Source organism: Streptomyces sp. NPDC007025 (assembly GCF_042869455.1).
In the GTDB taxonomy this organism is placed as follows: Bacteria; Actinomycetota; Actinomycetes; order Streptomycetales; family Streptomycetaceae; genus Streptomyces.
In genome coordinates this window covers 1-23,927 of sequence record NZ_JBIAFT010000009.1, presented here as the reverse complement: position 1 = coordinate 23,927, position 23,927 = coordinate 1, and the positions used below count along the sequence as shown (strand labels likewise).

15 protein-coding genes are annotated in these 23,927 nt (G+C 74.1%); 11 read left to right on the top strand and 4 right to left on the bottom strand.

Features of this window, described 5'->3' with window-relative positions; genetic code table 11:
• The first annotated feature begins 59 nt into the window (after positions 1–59).
• The 8 genes from ACFYMO_RS18490 to ACFYMO_RS18455 all read left to right on the top strand — a co-directional run bounded on the left by ACFYMO_RS18490 (position 60) and on the right by ACFYMO_RS18455 (position 12,522).
• Positions 60–1,598 (top strand): hypothetical protein, encoded by a 1,539-nt coding sequence (locus ACFYMO_RS18490; RefSeq protein WP_366774158.1) that lies wholly within the window; start codon positions 60–62, stop codon positions 1,596–1,598.
• 51 nt (positions 1,599–1,649) lie between these two features.
• A complete protein-coding gene (locus ACFYMO_RS18485; RefSeq protein ID WP_366774157.1) occupies positions 1,650–2,531 on the top strand; it encodes a hypothetical protein in 882 nt (293 codons plus the stop codon).
• A 53-nt stretch (positions 2,532–2,584) separates the two neighbouring features.
• On the top strand, positions 2,585–7,552 hold the full coding sequence (locus ACFYMO_RS18480; protein ID WP_388547452.1) for a hypothetical protein: 4,968 nt from the start codon (positions 2,585–2,587) through the stop codon (positions 7,550–7,552).
• 26 nt (positions 7,553–7,578) lie between these two features.
• Complete coding sequence (locus ACFYMO_RS18475; protein WP_366774155.1) at positions 7,579–7,947, top strand: hypothetical protein; 369 nt, start codon at positions 7,579–7,581, stop codon at positions 7,945–7,947.
• Between the two features lie 187 nt (positions 7,948–8,134).
• Positions 8,135–11,023, top strand: coding sequence for a nitrate- and nitrite sensing domain-containing protein (locus ACFYMO_RS18470; RefSeq protein ID WP_388547448.1), 2,889 nt, complete (start codon positions 8,135–8,137; stop codon positions 11,021–11,023).
• Positions 11,020–11,466, top strand: coding sequence for a roadblock/LC7 domain-containing protein (locus tag ACFYMO_RS18465; RefSeq protein ID WP_366774153.1), 447 nt, complete (start codon positions 11,020–11,022; stop codon positions 11,464–11,466). The genes ACFYMO_RS18470 and ACFYMO_RS18465 overlap by 4 nt, the downstream gene beginning before the upstream one ends.
• Before the next feature lie 56 nt (positions 11,467–11,522).
• The gene (locus tag ACFYMO_RS18460; protein ID WP_366774152.1) at positions 11,523–11,936 is read left to right on the top strand and encodes a DUF742 domain-containing protein; all 414 of its coding nucleotides are present in this window, start codon (positions 11,523–11,525) and stop codon (positions 11,934–11,936) included.
• A complete protein-coding gene (locus tag ACFYMO_RS18455) occupies positions 11,917–12,522 on the top strand; it encodes an ATP/GTP-binding protein (protein ID WP_366774151.1) in 606 nt (201 codons plus the stop codon). Before ACFYMO_RS18460 ends, ACFYMO_RS18455 begins: the two co-directional genes overlap by 20 nt.
• A 155-nt stretch (positions 12,523–12,677) precedes the next feature.
• Here the strand turns inward: ACFYMO_RS18455 and glpK are convergent, their stop codons facing one another.
• A complete protein-coding gene (glpK, locus tag ACFYMO_RS18450; protein WP_366774150.1) occupies positions 12,678–14,183 on the bottom strand; it encodes a glycerol kinase GlpK in 1,506 nt (501 codons plus the stop codon).
• A 408-nt stretch (positions 14,184–14,591) separates the two neighbouring features.
• Between glpK and ACFYMO_RS18445 the strand changes: the two genes are divergently transcribed.
• Both ACFYMO_RS18445 and ACFYMO_RS18440 read left to right on the top strand, forming a co-directional pair.
• Entirely contained in the window at positions 14,592–15,425 is an 834-nt protein-coding gene (locus ACFYMO_RS18445; protein WP_366774149.1) for a M15 family metallopeptidase, read from the top strand.
• A gap of 135 nt (positions 15,426–15,560) precedes the next feature.
• Entirely contained in the window at positions 15,561–16,373 is an 813-nt protein-coding gene (locus tag ACFYMO_RS18440; RefSeq protein WP_388547442.1) for an SAM-dependent methyltransferase, read from the top strand.
• Between the two features lie 84 nt (positions 16,374–16,457).
• Here ACFYMO_RS18440 and ACFYMO_RS18435 read toward each other — a convergent pair whose 3' ends face one another.
• Entirely contained in the window at positions 16,458–18,848 is a 2,391-nt protein-coding gene (locus tag ACFYMO_RS18435; protein WP_388547439.1) for a glycoside hydrolase family 31 protein, read from the bottom strand.
• A 206-nt stretch (positions 18,849–19,054) separates the two neighbouring features.
• Between ACFYMO_RS18435 and ACFYMO_RS18430 the strand changes: the two genes are divergently transcribed.
• Positions 19,055–21,076 carry an acetoacetate--CoA ligase gene (locus tag ACFYMO_RS18430; protein ID WP_388547436.1) on the top strand — a complete coding sequence of 674 codons (2,022 nt, stop codon included), beginning with the start codon at positions 19,055–19,057 and terminating at the stop codon, positions 21,074–21,076.
• 132 nt (positions 21,077–21,208) lie between these two features.
• On the opposite strand, the gene ptsP is transcribed toward ACFYMO_RS18430, so the two are convergent.
• Together ptsP and ACFYMO_RS18420 are read right to left on the bottom strand one after the other, a co-directional pair.
• Entirely contained in the window at positions 21,209–22,879 is a 1,671-nt protein-coding gene (gene ptsP / locus ACFYMO_RS18425) for a phosphoenolpyruvate--protein phosphotransferase (protein WP_388547433.1), read from the bottom strand.
• A gap of 130 nt (positions 22,880–23,009) precedes the next feature.
• Positions 23,010–23,459 carry a PTS glucose transporter subunit IIA gene (locus ACFYMO_RS18420; RefSeq protein ID WP_027760402.1) on the bottom strand — a complete coding sequence of 150 codons (450 nt, stop codon included), beginning with the start codon at positions 23,457–23,459 and terminating at the stop codon, positions 23,010–23,012.
• Positions 23,460–23,927: the final 468 nt, after the last annotated feature.

The following is a 23,927-nucleotide window of genomic DNA, read 5'->3' as shown; positions in this document are numbered from 1 at the left end:
GGACCGTGACAACCGTGCCGTTTCGGATCCTGTCGGGGGGACCGCATAATGTGTGCGTCGTGACTGAGAGCGCCACCACGACGAGCACCCCGGTACGGACCGGTGCGGCCGCACCTTCCCCGGCTCCGGGCCCCGCGGCCGACGAGGGCCTGGCCCGCCGCCTGCGCGCGCTCGCCTGCACCGCGCCGCTGCACGACCTCGACACCCGCAAGGCCAATCTCGCGGGCGAGTACCGCGCCTACGAGATGGCCGAGCTGGCGCTGGCCGCCATCGACCTGGTCACGCTCCAGATGGACTTCGACACCGGCGCCGACCACGACCAGGTCGTCGCCAAGCTGCTGCCGCGGGTAGCGGCGCAGGCGCCCGGGCGCGCCACCGCCGAGCACGAACGCGTGGCCCGCTGGGTGCTGGAGAACATGATCAATGTCGGCAGTGTGGACCGCGGGTTCCGCGCCGTCTACGGCACGTTCGGCCCGGACGGCAGCTACGTGCGCCGGGACTACGACTTCAAGCTCGTCGAAGAGGTGCCGGGCCCCGGCGGCAGCGTGTATCTGCGCACCACCGACGAGGCTGTCAACGTCCTGGTCGGCGCCCTGGACACGGACGTCACCAGCGCCCAGATCGCCGCCGAGGTCAAGCTGGAGGTCCTCGTCAGCCGCGGCCGGCTCGCCGACGCCCAGCTCGCCGCGGAACAGGCCCGCTACCGCACGGTCCAGTACGCGGAGACCCTGCGCCGCACCCTGGAGGCCACCCGGCGCGACGTGCGGGCCGTCGACTGGCTCAGCGCCGTCCCCGACATGATCAACGAAGCCCTCGACCACGTCGCCGACCGCTACCGCCACGAGAACGCCATCCTCACCAACATCCGCAAGGCCCGGGACGAGGCCGCCGCCGAACGGGGACCGGACCACAAACGCCGCGCCGCCGAACTGGTCGACATCGTCAAGGACTGCATCCGCCGCCACACCCAGCTGCAGTCCCGGCTGCTGGAGGCAGGCCCGCTCTTCCGCGCCGAACAGGACCGGCAGTCCTTCGCGCCGCCCGCGGCCCGCTCCGGACTCGACCTGCACGGCCAGCTCCTGGCGCCCGTGCTGCCACTGGCGCTGTCGGAAGCGGGCCGGGTGACCGACGCCTTCTTCGCCCGCGGGGCCGGGCTGCGCACGCCCGGCACGGTGCGGCTGGGCGACCTCACCGACCTGCTGCTGACCCCGCCGGCGCCGCGCGAGCACCTCGGCGCCGAGATGCCCGAGCCCGACCTGGTCGCCACCCCCGACGACAGCCGCTTCAGCGAGGAGCAGTTCGCGGCGGCCACCGAGCTGCTGGAGCTGCCGCCGGACGCGCCCCGGCGGCTGTCCGGCCTGCTGGCCGACGCCCGGCGACGCGATCCGGAGCTGCCGTACCTGATCGCCCTCCTCGCCATCCACGCCGCGAGCCCACCGGTGGGCACGGCCTACCGGCAGGGCGAACAGCGGCTGCTGTTCGCCGTCGATGACGGAGTGCAGCTCGACGACCCCGAGTTCGGCGGAGCCGACCTGATCGTGGGCACGGCCCTGCTGGACGCGGCGGGCATGGCCGCGGACCGGACGGAGGCCGCGTGAGCCCGCTGCCCGCCGCGGCCCGGCCCGGCACCCCTGTGAACTGGAGCGACCATGACTGACCCCGCGCCGGAGCCCGAGCACGACGAGGGGCGCCCGGACACCGCCCCGACGCCGCGGGTGACCCCCGCGGACGCGGCCGACGCGGCCCGCCTGGTCTCCTTCGGCCTGCAACCGAAGCTGGTGCCCGCCCGGGATGCCGAGTACACCGAACTCCTGCGCCGCTACCGCGACGAGCCGCCCTTCGCGCGGCTGGCCGACGCCGTCGCCACCGGACTGGGTCTGGTCGTGCTGGAGGTCTCCACCCGGGCCGGCATGGCGCTGGCCGCCGCCGAGGACTCCGTCTTCGCGGTCCGCATGGGCGACTACGCGCGCCGGGCCGGCGCCGACTCGGCGGACCGCTTCCTGCACGGCCTCGCCCATCTGGCCTGCGCCGCGATGGCCTTCCCGCGTCCGGAGGACCTGGCCGACGACGGATACATCGGCCGGATCAGCGTCAACGGCGTGGACTCCTTCGTGCGGCAGGCGTGCCGCAGGTTGGAGGAGCGCGCCGAGGCCGACGGCGAGAACACCGACCCGGCGACCGACGCGCCCGGGCTGGAGGCCGCCTGGCGGGTCTACGCCCGGCGCAGCGCGACCGGCGCCACCAAGGACGCGCGGCGGCTCGCCGGTTCCACCACCGGCATCATCGCCAAGGCCGTCGCCTTCCTCGCCGACTCCGGGTTCCTCCAGCGCACCGGGGACGACGCGGGCGGCACCTACCGCACCACCGCGCGCTACCAGCTGCAGGTCCGCGACATGGCGGGCAGCGCCGCCATGGCCGAACTGCTGGAACTGGGCGTCGTACCCGTCTCGGACGGCACGGCCAGCCTGCTGCCGCCCCAGGACGACGATCCGGACCTGGTTCCGGACGCCGGACTGCCCTTCCACTCCTGACCCGCCCCGCCCGTTCGGGCACCGCCCGCCCCACCAACGAGAGCCCCGCCGCCATGTACGAGCTGTCCCGGATCCGCCTCTACTCGATCGGGCCCGCCGGTGCGCGCTACGCCGACACCGTGCTGGACCTGCGCGGGGTGGGCGAGCCGGTGCCCAGCCCCGCACCGGCGCAGGCGGACTTCTTCGAGGAGGAGCCGCAGGGCCCGCCGCGCCGCCCCGCCCCCGCCGGGGTGCTCTTCCTGGAGAACGGCGGCGGCAAGTCCGTCCTGCTCAAGCTGATCTTCTCGGTGATGCTGCCCGGCCACCGCAACACCCTGGGCGGCGCCAGCTCGGGCGTGCTGCGCAAGTTCCTGCTCGCGGACGACTGCGGACACGTCGCGCTGGAGTGGCAGCACACCAGGACCGGCGAGACCGTCGTCGTCGGCAAGGTCAGCGAGTGGCGCGGCCGCCAGGTCTCCGGCGACCCGCGCAAGTTCGCCGAGGCCTGGTACTCCTTCCGGCCGGGCCCCGGCCTGTCCCTGGACTCCCTCCCGGTCGCCGAGTCGGCGGCGCTGCGGCCGCACGCCGAGGGCGCCTCCTCGGCACGCGGCAGGCGGCGCACCATGAAGGGCTTCCGCGACGTCCTGGCCGAGACCGGCAAGGCGTACCCGAACCTGGACGTGGCCTGGGAGGAGATCCACGAACGCTGGAACGAGCACCTGACCTCGCTCGGCCTCGACCCCGAACTCTTCCGCTACCAGCGCGAGATGAACGCCGACGAGGGCGAGGCCGCCGGCTTGTTCGCCGTCAAGAACGACTCGGACTTCACCGACCTGCTGCTGCGCGCCGTCACCGACACCCGGGACACCGACGGACTCGCCGACCTCGTGCACGGCTTCGCGCACAAGCTCGGCCGCCGCGCCGAGCTGACGGCCGAGCGCGACTTCACCGCCGGTTCCCTGGAGCATCTGCACCGCATCACCGAGGCCGCCGAGGCCCGGGCCAGGGCCCGGGAGATCCACGCCGGGGCCGAGCGCCGCACCCGGCAGCTGACCCGCCGCCTCGCGGCGCGCGGCTCCCGGGAGCGGGGCCGCGCCGCCGAGCTGGCCGAGCAGCTCCAGCAGGCGCAGGAGTCGGTGACGGGCGCCGAGGACGCGCGCACCCGCGCCTCCCGGATCGCCGCCGAACTGGCCTACCGGCACGCCTCGCTGGCGCTGGCGGCCGCGGAGAAGTCGGGGGCGGCGCACAAGCGCGAACTGAGCGAGGCCCGCACCCTGCACTCCGCCTGGCAGGCAGCGGAGACCGTGCTCGCGCACCGGACGGCCGCCGACCGCTCGGCCCGGGTGGCCGCCGCCATCCAGGAGGCCGAACGGGATGCCGCGCCCGCGCTGGAGGCCCGCGCCCGGGCCGCCGGAGCGCTGGTGGGCGCCCTCAACGCCGCGGCCCGGGACAGCGAACGCATCGCCGGTGAGCAGGAGGAGCGCTCCGCCGCGCTGCAGCACGAGGCCGAGGCCGCGCACCGGGACGCCACCGGGGCCGCCACCGAGGGGGAGCGCGCCCGCAGCGAGGCCGAACACCTGCGCCAGCGCCGCGCCGAGGTGGAAGCGGAGATGGAGCAGGCGGTCCGGGCCGGCTGGCTCGATGACAGCGACCCGGAGTCCGATCCGGCGCGCGCCGCGCTGGCGGCCGGCGACGCGGAGAAGAGCGCGGTCGCCGCGTTCGACTCCGCCCGGGACGCGGCGGTGCGCAGCAGCGAGCGCGCCCGGGAGCTGGCCGACCGGCACGCGAGCGCCGAACTCGCCGCCGCCCGCGCCGCGGATGCCGCGGAGGCCGCCGAAGGGGCGTACACCGCCGAGCGCGCGGCGGCCGAATCCCTCGGCTCCGAGGAGCGCCTGGCCGAACTCCTCGGACTGCCCGACCGCCCGGCGGCCGCGGAGAGCACAGGGGCCGCCGGGCCCTCCCGCCCTTCCGTACCGGGCCAGCGGGACGCGGGCAGCGCCCCCGGCACCCAGATGTCCGCGGCGGACACCGGCCCCGCGGCCGGCCGGAGCACCGGTGCGGTACCGGGCCAGGGCCGCGCCCCGGAGGACGGAGCGGGACGGGGCGCACGGCCCGCTCCCGGCGCGGTGCCCGACCACGGCACCCCCGCCGCCCAGGGGCCGCTCTCGGCGGAGGAGCTGGACCGCAGCGCCCGGACGCTCCAGGAGCTGCTGGACGAGGGTGTGGCCGCGGCCGAGCGGCAGCTGTTCGAGCTGCGGACCGCGGCTGCGGACGACTCCAGGATGCTCGGCGCACTCGGCGACGGCGGACTCCTGCCGCCGGGACCCGATGTGACGGCCACCGTCGAGTACCTGGGCGAGCACGGCGTCCCCGCGCTGCCCGGCTGGCGCTACCTCGCCCAGGCCGTCGATCCGGCCGATCACGCCGCGGTGCTCGCCGCCCGGCCGGAACTGGTCGACGGTGTCATCATCACCGACCCCGGGAGCCACGCGCGCGCCCGCGAAGTGCTGGCCGGCGCGGTGCTGCTGCCCCGCTCCGCGGTGGCCGTCGGCACCTCCGCCGCGCTGCTGGCCCCCGCGCCCGCGCCGGACGGCGGCGGGGAGGGTTCCGCCGCCGGGCAGGTGTTCCTCGTACCGCCCAACCCGGCGATGCACGACGAGGACGCGGCCGACGGTGAGCGCGGCCGGTTGCGGGAGCGCGCCGCCACCCGGGACGAGGAGATCCGCGGCCTCGCCGCGCGGCTCTCCGCCGACCGGGCGCTCGCCGCCCGGCTCGCCTCCTGGCGCGGGAGCTGCCCCGCAGGCCGCCTCGTCGAGCTCGCCGAGGCCGCGGCCCGGGCCCGCGAGGCCGCCGAAACCGCCCAGCAGCACCTCGCCCAGGTCCGCGAGGACCGCGCGGAGGCCGACGAACAGGCCGCCGAGACCGCCCGGGTCCGCGACGAGCGCCAGGAGGCGGCCCAGCGTGCGCGCCGTGCCGCCGACGCGCTCGCGGGGCTCGCCTTCCGGCTGCGGGAGCGCGCCGACTGGCAGGCCCGGTTGCGTGAGCTGACCGACGAGGTGGCCGCCGCCCGGGAGCGCGCCGAACAGTGCCTGGAGCGGGCGCGCGCGGCCGACGAGGACCGCCGCGAGGCGCAGCGCGCCGCGGACGACGCGCGCCGGACGGCGCGTACCCTGCGCGCCGAACGGGCCGAGATCGCCGGTGTTCCCGACGATCCCGCGCAGCCGGACGCGGAGGCGGAGAGCGGCACCCCGGCGGCCGGGCGCACGGCGTCCCTGCCGGACCTGCGCGCCGCCTACCGCTCCGCCTCCCAGCTCTACGAGAAGGTGGGCGTCGGCGCCGACCTGCGCGCCGAACAGGCCCGTGCGGAGGGCGACGAGTCCGCGGCCAAGGCCGCCCTGGACCGGCTCAGCAACAAGGTGCGCACCCGCGCGGCGCAGCTGCTCGAAGGCCCGGACGGCGCCGACGGCCCCTCCCGGCAGGCCGCGGCGGCCCGGGCCGAAGCGCTCGTGCAGCGGCTGGAGGCGCGCGGCTCCGACATCAGCGAGCAGCTGGGCAGGTTCCGAGGCGAAGCCGAGCGGCTCTCGCCCAGCGAGGGCGAGCGCCACACCGAACTGCCGGACGAACTGGTGCCGGCGGACGCCGCGCAGGCCCAGACCATGCTGCGCACCGCCAACGCCGAACTCGCGGCCCGCGGCGACGAACTGGACGCCGCCCGGGCCGCGCACACCGCGCTCCAGCGGGACCACTCCGCGGCGGAGGACGCCGCCGGCGGCTTCGACGAGACCGCGGCCGTCCTCCGCGATCTGCTGCGCGATCCGGCCGCACCCGTCCCCGGCGGCGACGGCGAGGAGCCCCCCGAGCCGTACGCGGGCGGTCCGGCCGAGGCCCGGCAGGCGGCAGCCGAGGCCAGAAGGTCGCTGCGCGGCTGCGCCGCCGACCTCAGCACGGCCGAGCAGTCCGTGCGCGAGGCCTGCGAGACGCTGGTGCGGCACGCCAACTCCAGCCGCTACGAGCAGGTCCGCACCCCCGCCCGCCAGCAGGTGCGCGAACTCCCGGTCTCCGCGCTGCCCGACCACGCGGCCGCCTGGGCGACGGCGTTCGCCCCCCGGCTGCGGGTCCTCACCGACGAGCTGGCCCAGCTGGAGCGCAACCGCGACAGCATCGTGGACCGGCTGCGCGGCCTGGTCGAGTCGTCACTGACCACGCTGCGCTCGGCGCAGCGGCTCTCGCGGCTCCCGGAGGGGCTGGGGGAGTGGTCCGGCCAGGAGTTCCTGCGCATCCGCTTCGACGATCCCGATCAGGCCACCCTGACCGAACGGCTGGGCGAGGTCATCGACGAGGCCACCCGTGCGGCGGTCCGCAAGAACTCCGATCTGCGCCGGGACGGCATGACGCTGCTGCTGCGCGGAGTGCACGCGGCGCTCCAGCCGCGCGGTGTCGCGGTGGAGATCCTCAAGCCGGACGCCGTGCTGCGGGCCGAGCGCGTTCCGGTCGGGCAGATGGGCGACGTCTTCTCCGGCGGGCAGCTGCTGACCGCCGCCATCGCCCTGTACTGCACGATGGCGGCGCTGCGCAGCAACGACCGGGGGCACGACAAGCACCGGCACGCCGGCACCCTCTTCCTGGACAACCCCATCGGACGGGCCAACGCCACCTATCTGCTGGAGCTCCAGCGGGCGGTCGCCGACGCGCTGGGAGTCCAGCTCCTGTACACCACCGGGCTGTTCGACACCACGGCGCTGGCGGAGTTCCCGCTGGTGATCCGGCTGCGCAACGACGCGGACCTGCGGGCCGGGCTGAAGTACATCAGCGTGGAGGAGCACCTGCGCCCCGGGATGCCCCGGCCGGAGGCCGAGGAGGACGAGGCCGCGGTGCACGGGGAGATCACCGCGACACGGATGTTCCACCGGCCCGGCCAGGATCCGTCCGGCGGTCAGGACGAGCCGCACGCGCGGTCGCAGGAGCCGGACGCCCGGCCGGACGTGCCCGCGCCTCAGCAGCCGGGTGACGCGTCGGATGCGGCACACTCCCCGCACGGGTGACTCCGGGGGCGGTGCCCGGAGTTCCGGTGCCGTCCCGCTCCTCCGCCCCGGTGCCGGCCGAGCGGTGGCGGTCGGCCAGCGCCCGCCGTCTGGCGGCGCTGCTGGGCTCGGAGAGCACTCCGTGCCGCTGCACCCACACCTGCCGGGTGATCCACACGTCGAGGACCGCCCAGGTGGCCACGACCGTGCTGCCGATGGTCGACAGCACCATCGGGAACGCCAGCCAGACGGCGGCCATCGAGCAGAAGAACGCGACCATGAGCTGCACCAGCGTCAGCGCCGCGACGATCACCGCCCGCACCGCCGCCGTCCGGACCGGATCCGGCAGGCGGGGCTTCGCATACATCTCTTTCACTCCCCCTTCACCACCCCCTGATCCTCCCACGCTTCCGTAGACGTGGGCTGTGCCACACACTTCGAACGTCCAGAGGGGCATCGACGGACAACTCAGGATGAGGCACCCTGGACTGCCTGGTCGAACGCTCCCGCACGCCTACGAGTTGCCGGCGCCCCGGTAGTAAGCTCAGGCCGTTTGCTGTCGGTACACACCCCCCGTGCGCTGGGGAAGACGTAGGGGAGGCCATGCGCTTTCGCGGGAAGTCCATCCGCCGGAAGATCGTGGTGCTGCTGCTGGTGCCGCTGGTCTCCCTGCTGTCCATCTGGGGCTTCGCGACCTACATCACCGCCACCGAGGCGAACAGCCTGCTGCGCCTCGACGAGGTGACCCACAAGATCGGTGAGCCCTCCGAGGACGCCGTTCGCGCCCTCCAGCAGGAGCGTCGCCAGGTCATGGTCCAGGTGGCCGACCCCCGTGACGACAAGGAGCTGTCGACGCTGCACGACCTCCAGCGCACCACGGACCGCGAGGTCGCGGCGGTGCGCCGGAACGCAAAGGACAGCGGCCTGCGCGCCGAGCTCGGCCCCGACTCCGAGGCCCGGTTGGACGACTTCCTGGAGGCCCTGGACGGGCTGCGGACGCTGCGGACCCGGGTGGAGCAGGACACCGTCACGCGCGGCGGTGCCTTCCAGGCGTACAACGAACTGATCGACCCCGCCTACGCGCTGGTCAACTCGCTCAGCGCGGTGGACGACATCGACCTGGAGAAGCAGGGCCGGGCCCTGGTCGGGGTGAACCGCGCGCGTGAGTACCTCTCCCGGGAGGACGCGCTGATGGCCGCCGCGTACGCGGCCGGGCAGTTCACCCGCGGCGACCAGCGGGCGCTCTCGGACCGGGTTGCCGAGCGCAACATCGCCTACGAGAGCAACCTTCCCACGCTGCCCGCCGCGGACCGGCAGTTGTTCGAGAACTACTGGAACAGCAGCGACGGCCGCACCCTGCGCAGCTACGAGGACGCCGTCATCGCCGCCGGACCGCGCACCACCGAGGGGCCGGTCAGCGAGGAGCGCTGGCGGTTCGCCATGAACACCGTCATGCACGACCTCCGGAAGATGGCGAAGCAGACCGACCAGCGCTACCACGAGCGCGTCGATCCGGTTGCCACCCGGGTGCTCGTCCAGGCGGCGGCCGCCGGTGTGCTGGGCTTCCTCGCGGTGCTCGCCTCGCTCGTCATCTCCATCCGCGTCGGCCGCGGCCTGGTCCGCGACCTGAACACGCTGCGCAAGGAGGCCGCCGAGGCCGCCGGTGAGCGGCTGCCGAGCGTGATGCGCCGGCTGGCCGCCGGCGAACGGGTGGACGTCGAGAGCGAGTCGCCCCGCCTGGAGTACCCGCAGGACGAGATCGGCCAGGTGGGCCAGGCACTCGACACCCTCCAGCGTTCCGCGGTCGAAGCCGCCGTCAAACAGGCCGACATGCGGCGCGGCGTCTCCGAGGTCTTCGTCAACCTCGCCCGCCGCAACCAGGTGCTGCTGCACCGCCAGCTCACCCTGCTCGACACCATGGAGCGTCGTACCGAGGACGCGGACGAGCTCGCCGACCTCTTCAAGCTCGATCACATGACCACCCGGATGCGCCGGCACGCCGAGGGCCTGGTCATCCTCTCCGGTGCGACGCCGTCGCGGCAGTGGCGCAAGCCCGTCCAGCTGATGGACGTGGTACGGGCCGCCGTGGCCGAGGTCGAGGACTACGAGCGGATCGAGGTGCGCAGGCTGCCCCGGCTCGCCGTGGACGGCAGCGCGGTCGCCGACCTGACCCATCTGGTCGCCGAACTGCTGGAGAACGCCACGGTCTTCTCCCCGCCGCACACCGCCGTGCAGGTGCTGGGGGAGCGCGTCGCCAACGGCTTCACCCTGGAGATCCACGACCGCGGCCTGGGCATGACGGCCGAGGCGATGCTGGACGCCAATCTGCGGCTCGCCGAAACCCCCGAGTTCGAACTGTCCGACACCGACCGGCTGGGACTGTTCGTGGTCTCGCGGCTGGCCCAGCGCCAGGGCGTCCGGGTCTCGCTGCAGCCCTCGCCCTACGGCGGAACCACCGCGGTCGTCCTCATCCCCGGCGCGGTCCTCACCGAGACCCCCGGCCGGGACGACGAGTCGCGCGGCGACCGCGGTGCCGCGGGGGCCGGTGCGGGAACCGCCCGGCCGCTGGACGGCCCCGTCGAGCTGGAGGCCCCGCTGGAGGACGGGAGCCGGTCGGGCCGGGAGAGCTGGCCGCGCAAGCTGCCCCGCGGTCCGGAAGCCCCCGCGGCCGCCCCGGCGGGAGACCAGCACCAGCAGGCGCGGGACGAGGCGGCGCCCGTCTCCCGCGCGGACTCCCGAGGCGGTTCCGGGGGCGCCCCGGCCCTCGGTGGGGACGCGGACTCCCGCACCGGCGGGGGCGACGCCACGGACGGCGGCCACAAACCCCTGCCCCGGCGCCGGCCGGGTGCCCCGGTCCTGGTCTCCGACAACGGCCGCACCGTCGACCCGGACCGGCAGAACCAGGCCGAGCGCCCCGCGGGCAGCGGCCCCGCGCCGCTGCCGCGCCGCAAGAAGCCCCGCACCCCTTCGCGCACCGCGGAGGACCGGACGGCCTCCGGGCAGGCGTCCTCGGCGGAGGCGTCCGACGCCGGCTCCCGCACGGACTCCGCGGGCGAGCAGGGGAGTGCCGCGCGTCCGGGGGCGGCCACCGGGCCCGACGGCACCGCCCTCGGGCCGCACAGCCCGGAGGAGGCGGCCGGCCCCGGCGGCACCTCCGGACGCGAGGACGGCACCGGCGCGGCGGGTACGCCGTCCGGGGGAGCGGGCGCTGAGCCCGGGCGCCCCGGCGGGCTGCCCCGCCGGGTGCGGCAGGCCAGCCTCGCACCGCAGCTCAAAGGGGACGCGCCGACGGTCAACACCCGTATGCCGCAGCCGCGGACGGAGTCCCCGGAATCCAGCCCGCCGGAGGTCGCCGACCGCGACGCCGACGAAGTGCGCAGCAAGATGGCATCCCTCCAGCGCGGCTGGGAACGCGGCAGACGCGAGAGCGAACCGCCGCACGAGACGGGGGAGTCAGCACCAGGAACAACACCGGGAAGGGACGGTCGATGACCGCACCAGACACCGCATCGCACCAGGCTGGAAGCGGTGAACTCAACTGGCTCCTCGACGAGCTGGTCCAGCGCGTCGCCAGTATCCGCAAGGCGCTCGTGCTCTCCGGGGACGGCCTCGCCAGAGGCGCTTCGGAGGGGCTGTCCCGCGAGGACAGCGAACACCTGGCGGCTGTCGCCTCCGGGTTCCACAGCCTCGCCAAGGGGGTGGGTCACCACTTCGGCGTCGGCGGCGTACGGCAGACCGTGGTCGAACTGGAAGAAGCGTTCCTCTTCGTGACGGCCGCCGGGGACGGGAGCTGCCTCGCCGTCCTGGCCGACCAGGACGCCGACGTCGGCCAGGTCGCCTATGAGATGACGCTCCTCGTCAAGCGCGTCGGGGCGCATCTGGGCACCGCACCGCGCAGCACCCCGGGCGACGGCGGCGCGCCCGGAGCCGGGTGACGGCGCGGCGAGGATGACAGGCGACGTGACGAGGAGCGGGAGGAGGCGGGCCGGCCATGGCGGACCACTGGTTCGATGACGCGGCGGGACCCGTGGTGCGGCCGTACGCGATGACGCGCGGCCGCACCCGCAGCGGCGGCACGGACACGCAGCTCGACCTCATCGCCCTCGTCATCGTCGACGACCCGGACGGGGCGGAGCCGGGTGCGCTGTCCGCAGCCGAGGACACGCTCCTCTCCGACCACTCCTTCGTCCCCGAGCACCACGACATCGTCGTGCTCTGCCGCCGCTCGCCGCTGTCGGTGGCGGAAGTGGCGGCGGAGCTCGACCTTCCCGTGGGGGTGGTGCGCGTGCTGATCGGCGATCTGCTGGAGGCCGCACTGGTACGCGTCACCCGCCCCGTTCCTCCGGCGGAACTGCCGGACGAGAGCATCCTCAGAGAGGTGATCAATGGTCTTCGGGCGCTCTGAGCGGCGCGGCAGCAAGGCCCCGGCAGAACCGGTCACACTGAAGATCCTGGTGGCCGGCGGGTTCGGCGTCGGCAAGACCACACTGGTGGGGGCGGTCAGCGAGATCAAACCGCTGCGCACCGAGGAACTGCTGACCGAGGCCAGCCGTCCCGTGGACAGCACCCGCGGTGTGGAGGCGAAGACCACCACGACCGTGGCCATGGACTTCGGCCGGATCACCATCAACGAAGAACTGGTGCTGTACCTGTTCGGCACCCCGGGGCAGGACCGGTTCTGGTTCCTGTGGGACGAGCTGGCGAGCGGTGCGCTGGGTGCCGTGGTGCTCGCCGACACCCGGCGGCTGGAGAACAGCTTCGCGGCCGTCGACTACTTCGAGCGCCGCGGCATCCCCTTCACGGTCGCGGTCAACTGCTTCGACGACGCCGAGCGGTACCCCGTCGAGCACGTCCGCGAGGCCCTCGACCTGGACGGCGAAATACCGGTGCTGCTGTGCGACGCGCGGCAGCGCGAGTCCGCCCGGGACGTCCTCGTCTCGGTGGTCCAGCACGCCAGGCACATCGCCACCCGGACGACAGCCGGCGCCTGAGGGCGCAGCTCCGCCCGCTGTGCCGCAGCCCGGCTCCTCTCCCGGCCGGGCGGCCTCCGTCGGACCCCGCGCGCCGGCCTCGGATCCCGCGGGCCGCACGTGGCGTCTCCCGGGGGGCCGCGGCGGGGCCGCCGCGGCCCCCCGGGAGACCGGTCTCAGCCGGACTGCTCCCAGCCGAAGCTCCGCTCCACGGCCTTGTGCCAGTTCGCGTACTCCTTCTCGCGCTCCTCCTCGCCCATCGAGGGAGTCCACTCGGCGTCCCGCTTCCAGTGGGCGCGCAGCTCCTCCAGACCGGACCACACGCCGGTCGCCAGCCCCGCCGCGTACGCCGCGCCCAGACAGGTGGTCTCGGCGATCACCGGCCGGATCACCGGTACTCCCAGCACATCCGCCTGGTGCTGCATCAGCAGGCTGTTGGCGGTCATCCCGCCGTCCACCTTCAGCGAGGTGATCTCCACACCGCTGTCCTGGTACATCGCGTCGACCACCTCGCGGGTCTGCCAGCTCGTGGCCTCCAGCACGGCTCGTGCCAGGTGCGCCTTGGTGACGTACCGGGTCAGCCCTGCGATGACACCGCGTGCGTCCGAACGCCAGTACGGCGCGAACAGGCCCGAGAACGCGGGCACGATGTAGGCCCCGCCGTTGTCCTCGACGCTGGCGGCCAGCGTCTCGATCTCCGCCGCGTCGTCGATGATGCCGAGCTGGTCGCGGAACCACTGCACCAGCGCGCCGGTGATCGCGATGGAGCCCTCCAGACAGTAGACCGGCGCCTCGTCACCCAGCCGGTAGCCCATCGTGGTCAGCAGCCCGTGCTTGCTGGGCACCGGTCGGTTACCGGTGTTCAGCAGCAGGAAGGAACCGGTGCCGTAGGTGTTCTTGGCCTCGCCCACGCCGTAGCACGTCTGTCCGAAGACGGCCGCCTGCTGGTCGCCGAGCGCCGAGGCCACCGGCACCCCGGCCAGCTGCCCGACGCAGGTGCCGTACACCTCCGAGGAGGACCTGATCTCCGGCAGCACGGCGGCGGGTACATCCATCGCCTCCAGCACCGAGGCGTCCCACTCCAGGGACTCCAGGTTCATCAGCATGGTGCGGGAGGCGTTGGTGACATCGGTGACATGCCGTCCGCCGTCGACACCACCGGTCAGATTCCAGATCAGCCAGGAGTCCATGGTGCCGAACGCGATCTCCCCGTCGACGGCGCGCTGCCGCAGCCCGGGTACGTTGTCCAGCAGCCAGGCGACCTTCGGCCCGGCGAAATAGCTGGCCAGCGGCAGCCCCGTGCGGTCCCGGAAGCGGTCCTGGCCCACCTCGCCGCCCAGCTCCGTGCAGAGCCCGGCGGTCCGGGTGTCCTGCCAGACGATGGCGTTGTGCACCGGCCGGCCCGTCGCGCGGTCCCACAGCACCGTCGTCTCACGTTGGTTGGTGATGCCGATGGCGCTGAGCTGGTCGGCGCGCAGCCCGGCCCGCTCCAACGCACCCCCCACCACGGCCTGGACCTTCGTCCAGATCTCGTCGGCGTCGTGCTCCACCCAGCCGGGCTTCGGGAAGATCTGGCGGTGCTCCTGCTGGTCGACGGCGACGATTCCGCCCCGCTGGTCGAAGACGATGCAGCGGCTGGAGGTGGTGCCCTGGTCGATGGCAGCGACGTACTTGTCCGTCATGTTTTGACGACCCCTCGATAGGTGCGTTCGGACGTCACGATCAGAATGCGGCCTTGCGGAGCGGTACGCCGCAGCCCCGCCGAGCGGAGCCCGCAGGCCCCGCCGATCGGCGGCTCCACCCGGCTTACGGCGGTGCCCGCGATGAGCGTGACGGCAGTTTTCAGCGCGGCTGAGGGGCAGTCAAGGCCGGGCGCACGACCGCCTCGGCGCGCCCTGTCTGCGACGCTCCTGTCGCGACTGTCACCAGGGTGTCACCAGATCCTCACGTCCCCGCACGTCCCACCCGTCACGTGAACCGCTTCCGGGGGCCGGGCGTCCAGACAAATCAGGAACGGTGGCACGGGACCGACGGGGGTGATCCCGAGCCACCGTTCCGCATCTCCCCGTTCCCTGGTAGAGGAGAGGGGCATGAGAAGCAACCGCACCGCCCCTCGGGCCCATCTCGCCGCAGCCGCCGCGCTCCTCCTCCTCGCGGCCGCCCCCGTACCCGCAGCTCAGGCCGCATCCGGGCACCGCCACGAGCCCAAGGCACCCGAGGAGTTCGTCGCCCTGCACGACGTGGCCCCGACCGTCCGCCAGGACATCCGCTACTTCACCCGGCACAATTTCGTCGGCGAGCGCATCGACGGCTACCGCCGGCCGATGTGCCTGGTCACCCGGGACACCGGCCGTGCCCTCGCCCGAGCCCAGCGCTCCCTGTTGCGGCGCGGCTACACGCTCAAGGTCTACGACTGCTACCGCCCGCAGCGGGCCGTGGACCACTTCGTGCGCTGGGCCAAGGACCTGGACGACCAGCGGATGAAGCGCGAGTTCTATCCGCGCGTGGCCAAGAACCGGCTCTTCGAGGACGGCTACATCGCGGAGAAGTCCGGACACAGCCGCGGCAGCACCGTCGACATCACCGTCGCCGAACTGCCCGCCCGGCCCACCCGCGCCCACCGCCCCGGCGAACCCCTCGTGCCGTGCTACGCGCCCCAGGAGGAACGGTTCCCCGACAACTCCGTCGACACCGGCACCGGCTTCGACTGCTTCGACACCCTCGCGCACACCGACGACCCCCGCGTCACCGGGAAGCAGCGCGCCAACCGGCTGCTGCTCAAGCGCACCCTGGAGCACGAGGGCTTCACCAACCTGCCGGAGGAGTGGTGGCACTTCACCCATGAGCCGGAGACCTTCCCGGACACCTACTTCGACTTTCCCGTCTCCCGCCGCTCGCTGACCCCGCACCACCCGCACCACTGAGGCCGCCGCCACCGGAGCCGCCCAGCCGAAAGCGTCCGGACGGCTCCGGTGGCCGTACCTTTGGCGCTAGGTTGAGGCGGCAGCCGGACACCGGACCCGCAGCAGCCGCAGCACAGCCGAGCAGGGGAGCCCACCATGACCGAACGGACGCAGGCACAACGGCCCGCGACGCAGATCGACACCTCGGTGCCGCACTCCGCGCGCATCTGGAACTACCTGCTGGGCGGCAAGGACCACTACGCCGTCGACCGTGCCGCAGGCGACAAGGTCTGCGAGGTCTTCCCCGGGATGGTCGACATCACCCGGCACTCGCGGGCCTTCATCGGCCGCGTCGTACGCCACCTCGCCGGAGAGGCGGGCATCCGCCAGTTCCTCGACATAGGCACCGGCCTGCCCACCGTCGACAACACCCACGAGATCGCCCAGCGGGTGGCACCGGAGTCCCGGATCGTCTACGTCGACAACGACCCCCTCGTCCTCGCGCACGCCCAGGCCCTGCTCACCAGCACCCGCGAGGGCGCCACCAACTACCTGCACGCCGACGTGCGCGACCCCGCCGGCATCCTCGCCGCCGCCGCCGAGACCCTCGACCTCGACCGGCCCGTCGGCCTGATGCTGATGGGCGTCCTGGGCCTGGTCCAGGACGAGGCCGAAGCACGGGCCGTCACCCGCGAACTGCTGGACGCGCTGCCGCCCGGCAGCTATCTGGGCTACAACGACGGCAGCACCACCGACCCGGCCTACGTCGAGGCCATCCGCCGCTTCAACGCGGGCAGCGGAGCCGTGCCCTACACGCCGCGCACCCCCGAGCAGATGGCGGGCTTCTTCGAGGGGCTGGAAGTACTGGAACCGGGCATCGTCTCCCTCCCGCACTGGCGTCCCGAGGCACTTCCGTTCGGCGAGCCGCCCCGGATCGCCTGCTACGGCGGAGTCGGACGCAAGCCGTGAGCCCACGGGCCCGGCCCGGCACGCCCGCCGGCCGGGCCCACCGCCGGGGCCGGTACGCCGGCCGTCCGGCACGCCGGCCCGGGCTCACCCGGCCGGCGAGCCGGGCAGCCGGCCCAGCCGCACGGTGTACCCCACCGCCGCACCGTCCTCCCCCTCCACCAGGACGGCCCCGTCCTGCCCGCGGCGCACCGTGAACTTCTCGGCGGCCGGACGCTCCCCTCCGGCACCCGGATCGGGGATCAGCAGCCCGCCGCCGGTACGTCCCGGAACCGGCGGCCACACCTCCAGCTCCGTGCGCCCACCGGCACCCCGCACCGGAATCGCCGATCCCGCCCGTGCCAGCACCGGAAGCCCCGCCAACGGCGCCGGCAGCCGCACCGTCGCCGGGCCGTGGTGCCGGCGCCCGGTGCGGGTGTCGTACCACCGGCCCGGCGGCAACCGCACCGCACGCGACCGCGCACCCGGCTCCAGCACCGGTGCGATCAGCAGCGCGTCCCCCAGCAGGAACGCGTCCTCGCAGTCGCGCAGCGCCCGATCCCGGGGATGCTGCCACCAGACAGGCCGCACATAGGGGGTTCCCGTACGGTGCGCCAGCTGAGCCAGCGTCATCAGATACGGCAGCAGCCGCTCCCGCTCCGCCAGCGCCGCGCGCACCGGCCCCAGCAGCTCCGCACCGACCCCCCAGGGCGCCGCGGCCTCCCAGGACGCGCCGGTCGCGCGCCCCGTCGTCCGGGTACGCAGCAGCGGCAGCCAGGCGGCCAACTGGAGCCGGCGCAGATACAGCTCGGGGGAGGGGCGCCCGGCCGGGGACGCGACGTCCGGCCCCGCGAAAGGCACCCCGCACAACCCCAGACCCAGCACCAGCGACAGTGTGGTCCGCAGCCCCTCCCACCCGGCCTCCGGCGCGGCGGTGCCGATACCGCCGTAGCGCTGGCTCCCCGCCCACCCCGAGCCCGCGAGCACGAACGGACGCTCCTGGGGACGCAGCTCCCGCATCCCGGCGCAGCCCGCCTTCGCCATCGCCAGCGCGTACAGATTGTGCGCCTCCCGGTGGTCGCCGCCCCGGCCCTCCAGCGCGTGCCGGGCCGAGCGGGGCAGCGTCGCCTCGCCGAAGGCGCACAGCGACGCGGGCTCGTCACCGGTGTGCCAGACCGCGGTGAAGCCCTGCTCGACCCGTTCCGCGAACAGCGCGCCCCACCACTTGCGCGCCCGCCGGTCCGTGAAGTCGGGGAAGGCCGCATCCCCCCGGCGCGCCCCGCCCAGCACCGTGCGGCCCGCCGCGTCCCGGACGAACACATCTGCCGCGGTGCCGCTGTCGAACACCGGGCAGCCCGGCTCGGCCACCACCCCCGGCCGCACCACCGACACCAGCTCCACTCCGTCCTCCCGAAGCCGCGCCGCCGCCGCCGACCGGCCCGCCGCCGCGTCCCCGTCCGCCGAGCGGTCCGGGCCCGCGGTGCGCCCGCCCCACCCGGCGCCGGAATCCAGCTGCAGCGCGCTCAGCGGCAGCCCGTGCGCGCGGTGGCCGTCCGCGAGCCGCCGCAGCTCGCGCTCCCCGGCCCGGCCCCCATGCACATGCTGGTGGCCCAGTGCCCAGCGGGGCGGCACGGCGGGCGCCCCGGTCAGCGCCGCCCAGCCGTGCAGCACCCGGGACGGGGCACCCGCCACCGCCCAGTACCGCATCGGGCCCCCGCCCATCCGCACCTCGCAGCGCGCCGGCCGATCGTGGCCCGACCCCCGCCCCTCGGCGCCCTCCCGTACCGCCACCCAGCCGTCCCAGGAGTTGTCGTGGAAGACGAGCAGGGTGCCCGCGTCGGCCACACTCACCAGCACCGGCATGGCGACCGGCACCGGACCCGCGCCCCGGTCGCGGGTGTCGGCGCCGCCGTTCCACAGCCGGTACGCGCCCTCCCGCAGCCGCGGGCCCGCGCTCCTGCCGCCCAGCCCGAAGAAGCGCGCGTCGGCGGGCAGCTCCGAGCGCTGCATCCAGCGGGGACCGCCCGCTGCGGCCTCGTCCGACTCCCACCAGCGGGGCGGAAGGTCCCGGCGCAGCAGTGCTCCGCCCGGCGTGCGCACCTCCACCGCCCCGCGGCGCGACACCGTCACCAGCGTCCGCTCCGAGACCACCCGCCAGCCGCCGTCCTTGTCCGGCTCCAGGCGCGCCCGCGGGTCGGCCTCCGGGCAGGTTCCCGCCAGCGCGTACGACGGTTCGGGCTCCGCGCCGTCCCAGCCGAGGAACACCGCACCGCCCGCCGTCACCCGCACCTCCAGCACCGACCGGGCGAAGCGCACCCGGCCGCCGCCCGGCCCCGCCTCCGCCCCCGCTGCCTCGCCCGGGGTGCGTGCCCGCTCCGCGCGCTGCCGCGGCAGCCCCGCCGCGTCGGCCCGCCGCCTGCGCCACGCCGCACGCAGCGCCCGCGCCCCCTGCCCCGCACCGACCACCCGCACCGACCGCTCCAGGCCCCGCCCGTCCATGCTGCTCAGCCTGCCACCGGCAACCGCCCACGTCAGGGCTGTTCAGTGGCCGTTCACCCGGTGGTCACCCTGCGCGCCGTGTGCTCCCCACACCGCACACAGCCGCACTGTGTGACACCCGCCCTGGCATAACGGATGACCACATGGCATCGTCCCGCGCGAAGGGACGCGACGACGCGTACAGGACGTCAGGGAGCCGCCACGCCATGACCGCAGCACACAGCGACAGGACCGCCCGGACCTCGCAGCCCGAGGCGCTCTGGCGGCCCGACCCCGGTGCCTTCTCCTCGGCCCGCCTCACCCGCTTCCAGAAGTGGGCTGCCCGGCACCACGGCGCCCCGGAGCCCGATCCGAGCGACCCCGTCGCCTCGTACGCCGCGCTGCACCGCTGGTCGACCGAGCACCTGGCCACCTTCTGGGGCGCTTTCGCCGACTGGTCCGGCGTCCGCTTCAGCACCCCGTACGAGACCGTCCTCGCCGACGCCGCCATGCCCGGAGCCCGCTGGTTCCCCGGCGCCACGCTCAACTACGCCGAGCACGCGCTGCGCCCGGCGGAGGACTCCGAGAGCGCCGCCGGGCCCGCGCTGCTGCACGTCGACGAGGCACACGAGCCCACTCCGGTCAGCTGGGCACAACTGCGCTCCCAGGTCGCCTCGCTGGCCCAGGAGCTGCGCCGGCTCGGTGTCCGCCCCGGCGACCGGATCAGCGGATATCTGCCCAACATCCCCGAGGCGGCGGTCGCCCTGCTGGCCACCGCCGCGGTCGGCGGCGTCTGGACCTCCTGCGCCCCCGACTTCGGCGCGCGCAGCGTCCTGGACCGCTTCCAGCAGGTCGAGCCCGTCGTGCTGATCACCGTCGACGGCTACCGCTACGGCGGCAAGGAGCACGACCGCCGTGCGACGGTCGCCGAACTCCGCTCCGAGCTGCCCACTCTGCGTGCGGTCGTCCACGTGCCGCTGCTGGGAACCCCGGCTCCGGAGGGAGCACTGGAGTGGGCGGACCTCACCTCCCTCGACGCCGAACCCCGCTACGAGCAGGTGCCCTTCGACCACCCGCTGTGGGTCCTCTACTCCTCCGGCACCACGGGACTGCCCAAGGCCATCGTCCAGTCCCAGGGCGGCATCCTGCTCGAACACCTCAAACAGCTCACCCTGCACAACGACATGGGACCCGGCGACCGCTTCTTCTGGTTCACCTCCACCGGCTGGATGATGTGGAACCTGCTGGTCTCCGGGCTCCTCACCGGCGCCACGGTCGTCACCTACGACGGCAGCCCCGGTTACCCCGACACGGCGGCCCAGTGGCGCGTCGCCGAGCGCACCGGGACGACGATCTACGGCACCTCGGCCGCCTACATCATGGCCTGTCGCAAGGCGGACGTGCACCCGGGCCGGGACTTCGACCTCTCCCGGGTCAAGTGCGTGGCCACCACCGGCTCGCCGCTCCCGCCCGACGGCTTCCGCTGGATCCACGACGAGGTCGCCGCCGACATGTGGATCGCCTCGGTCAGCGGCGGCACCGATGTGTGCAGCTGCTTCGCCGGCGCGGTCCCCACGCTCCCCGTCCACACCGGAGAGTTGCAGGCCCCCTCTCTCGCCACCGATCTGGCCGCCTGGGACCCGCAGGGCAGGCCGCTGGTGGACGAGGTCGGCGAACTGGTCGTCACCCAGCCCATGCCCTCCATGCCCGTCCGGTTCTGGAACGACCCCGACGGCGCGCGCTACCACGACAGCTACTTCGACATGTACCCCGGAGTCTGGCGGCACGGCGACTGGATCACCCTCACCAGCCGCAACACGGTCGTCATCCACGGCCGCTCCGACTCCACCCTCAACCGCCAGGGCGTCCGGATGGGCTCAGCGGACATCTACGAGGCCGTCGAACGGCTCCCCGAGATCCGCGAGTCCCTCGTCATCGGCGTCGAACAGGCCGACGGTGGCTACTGGATGCCGCTCTTCGTCCACCTCGCGGAGGGCGCCGCACTCGACGAAGCACTGCGCGACCGCGTCAAGCAGACCATCCGGCAGAGCCTCTCGCCCCGGCACGTGCCCGACGAGATCATCGAGATCCCCGCCGTCCCGCACACCCTGACGGGCAAGCGCCTGGAAGTCCCCGTCAAACGGCTCCTCCAGGGCACCGCCATGGAGAAGGCCGTCAACCCCGGCTCGGTCGACGACGCCGAACTGCTCCGCTTCTACGAGCAGCTCGGTCGCGAGCGCACCGCCTGACCGACCGCGCCCGGACCGCAGCGGAAGGCCGGTCACGAGAGGGCCGACCACACGCCCGTGAGGGCCGTCCCGCAGCAGCGCGACGGCCCTCACACACTCCTGCGGCCGCCCGTTCCGCGGCGGCCGCCCGGGTCACTCCCCGGAGAGCACCGCCTGCGCCGCAGCCCGCGCGTCCGGACCGCTGTCCGCGGCCCGGGCCGCAGCGGCCGCACGCTCGCACTGCGCCAGCGTGTGCTTGGCGAGCTGCGCCCGCACGAACGGAATCGCCGACGCGCCCATCGACAGGCTGGTCACCCCGAGTCCGGTCAGCACGCACGCCAGCAGCGGGTCCGAAGCGGCCTCGCCGCAGACGCCGCAGCTCTTGCCCTCCGCCTTCGCCGCCTCGGCCGAGACGGCCACCAGGTCCAGCAGCGCGGGCTGCCACGGATCCTGCAGCCGCGAGACCGCACCTACCTGCCGGTCGGCCGCGAAGGTGTACTGCGCCAGATCGTTGGTGCCCAGGGAGAGGAACTCCACCTCCTGCAGCACCGAACGGGCCCGCAGCGCGGCGGAGGGGATCTCGACCATGGCGCCGAACTTCGCGCTCAGCCCCGCCTCCCGGCAGGCGTCGGCGAACGCCCGCGCGTCCGTCCGGTCCGCCACCATCGGCGCCATGACCTCCAGGTACACCGGCAGCCCCTCGGCCGCCTTCGCGAGAGCCCGCAGCTGCCCCCGCAGGACCTCCGGGTGGTCGAGCAGCGTGCGCAGCCCGCGCACCCCCAGAGCGGGGTTCGGCTCGTCGGCCGGCGTCAGGAAGCTCAGCGGTTTGTCGGCACCCGCGTCCAGCACCCGCACCACGACGCGCCCATCCGGGAACGCCTCCAGCACCTGCCGGTACGCCTCGACCTGCTTGTCCTCGCCGGGCGCCTGCTCGCTGTCGTCCAGGAACAGGAACTCCGTACGGAACAGGCCGACGCCCTCGGCCCCCGCCTTCACGGCGGCGGGCACGTCACCGGGGCCGCCCACGTTCGCCAGCAGCGGCACCTTGTGACCGTCCGAGGTGGCCCCCGGGCCCGTGGCAGCCTCCACGGCGGCCCTCCGGTCCTCGGCGGCCCGCGCCAACTCCTCCCGCTCCTCTGCGGTCGGATTCACGGCGACCTCGCCGGTGCTGCCGTCCACCGCGACGACCGTACCCTCGGCCAGCTCACCCGCGCCGGGGAGCGCCACTACGGCGGGCACGCCGAGCGCCCGCGCCAGAATCGCGCTGTGGCTGGTCGGGCCGCCCTCCTCGGTGACGAAGCCCAGCACCAGCGAGGTGTCCAGCAGCGCCGTGTCGGCGGGCGCCAGGTCCCGTGCGATCAGTACGTAGGGACGGTCGCTGTCCGGCACTCCCGGCATGGGAACGCCCAGCAGCCTGGCGACGATACGATTCCGCACGTCGTCCAGGTCCGCCACCCGCCCGGCCAGGTAGTCGCCCGCCTGCGCCAGCAGGGCGCGATAGGCGGCGAACGCGTCGTACACCGCCCGCTCGGCCGTGCTCCCGACGGTGATCCGCCGCTCCACGTCGGACATCAGCTCGGGGTCCTGCGCCATCATGGCCTGCGCTTCCAGCACGGCCTGCGCCTCACCGCCGGCGAGATGACCCCGGGCGACCAGATCGGCGGCGACGGCCTCCACGGCCTGCCGTGCGCGCTGCTGTTCACGCGGCGCCTCATCGGCGGCGATCTGCTTTGCCGGGGGCTCCAGCACGGCCGTGCCCATGTGCCGCGCCTCGCCGATCGCCACCCCGTGGCTCACGCCCACGCCTCGAAGCGTTGTGTCCATCTCACCCGTCTCCGCTCGGCGGCGGCCCGAGGCCGCCGCAGTGGTTTCCACCCGGCCCGCACGCGCGCGGGGAAGAGACTTCCGACGACGCGTGGAGGTACGACACGACAGAAGGGGCCGGGCGCGTACGTCAGCTCCAGCCGAAGAGCGTCTGCCCGCGCTCGACGTCCCCGTCCTCCAGCACGTCCCCGAGGGCCTCCGCGGTGGCCTCGAGCGCGATGACCGGGGAGACCGGCGACTTGCCCTTCTCCTCCACGGCCGCCGGGTCCCAGCGCACCACCGGCTGACCGCGGGTGACCGTGTCCCCCTTGGCTGCCAGCAACTCGAAGCCCTCCCCGTTGAGCTGCACGGTGTCGATCCCCAGGTGCGTCAGCACCCCGTGGCCCTCGGAGTCCACCACCACGAACGCGTGCGGATGCAGCGAGACGACGATGCCGTCGACCGGCGCCACGGCCTCCGTCCGCTCGCGTACGGGGTCGACAGCGGTACCGGGGCCCACCATCGCTCCGGAGAACACCGGATCCGGCACGGCGGCCAGTCCGATGGCGCGTCCGGTCAGCGGGGACGACACGGTGGTCATTGGGGGACCTCCCAAGGGCGGAGACTCGATCAGTCGCCGTCGCTACCTGTTCAGGACGGCGTACCGTTCAGAAGCGTAAGTCATAGGAACAACCGATTCCGCAAGAGGCGCGGCCGCCCCGTCACCCCCTGTCGTGCCTTGTCAGCAGCCTGTCGTGGACCGGTGCGCCACTGATCCCGGCCGGTTGCGCACGCGTCCCCGGGCAGCACTGATTTGCCTCTGCCATGAGGCCGGCTGTACTGTCGTCTCCCTGCCCGGCACCCAGGTGTCGGCAGCACTCCCAAATCCTCCTCGATTTCGGCCCGTTGGCTGTTGCGCATCGACGCGGAGCGGTTCGGACCACCGAAATAACGGTGGTAGGCTTGGGAAGAAGCGAAAGGGCAAACGTCCGGAGAAACCAGTGAGATGGTTTCGAAGGAAGCGTCCGTTCCTTGAGAACTCAACAGCGTGCCAAAAGTCAACGCCAGA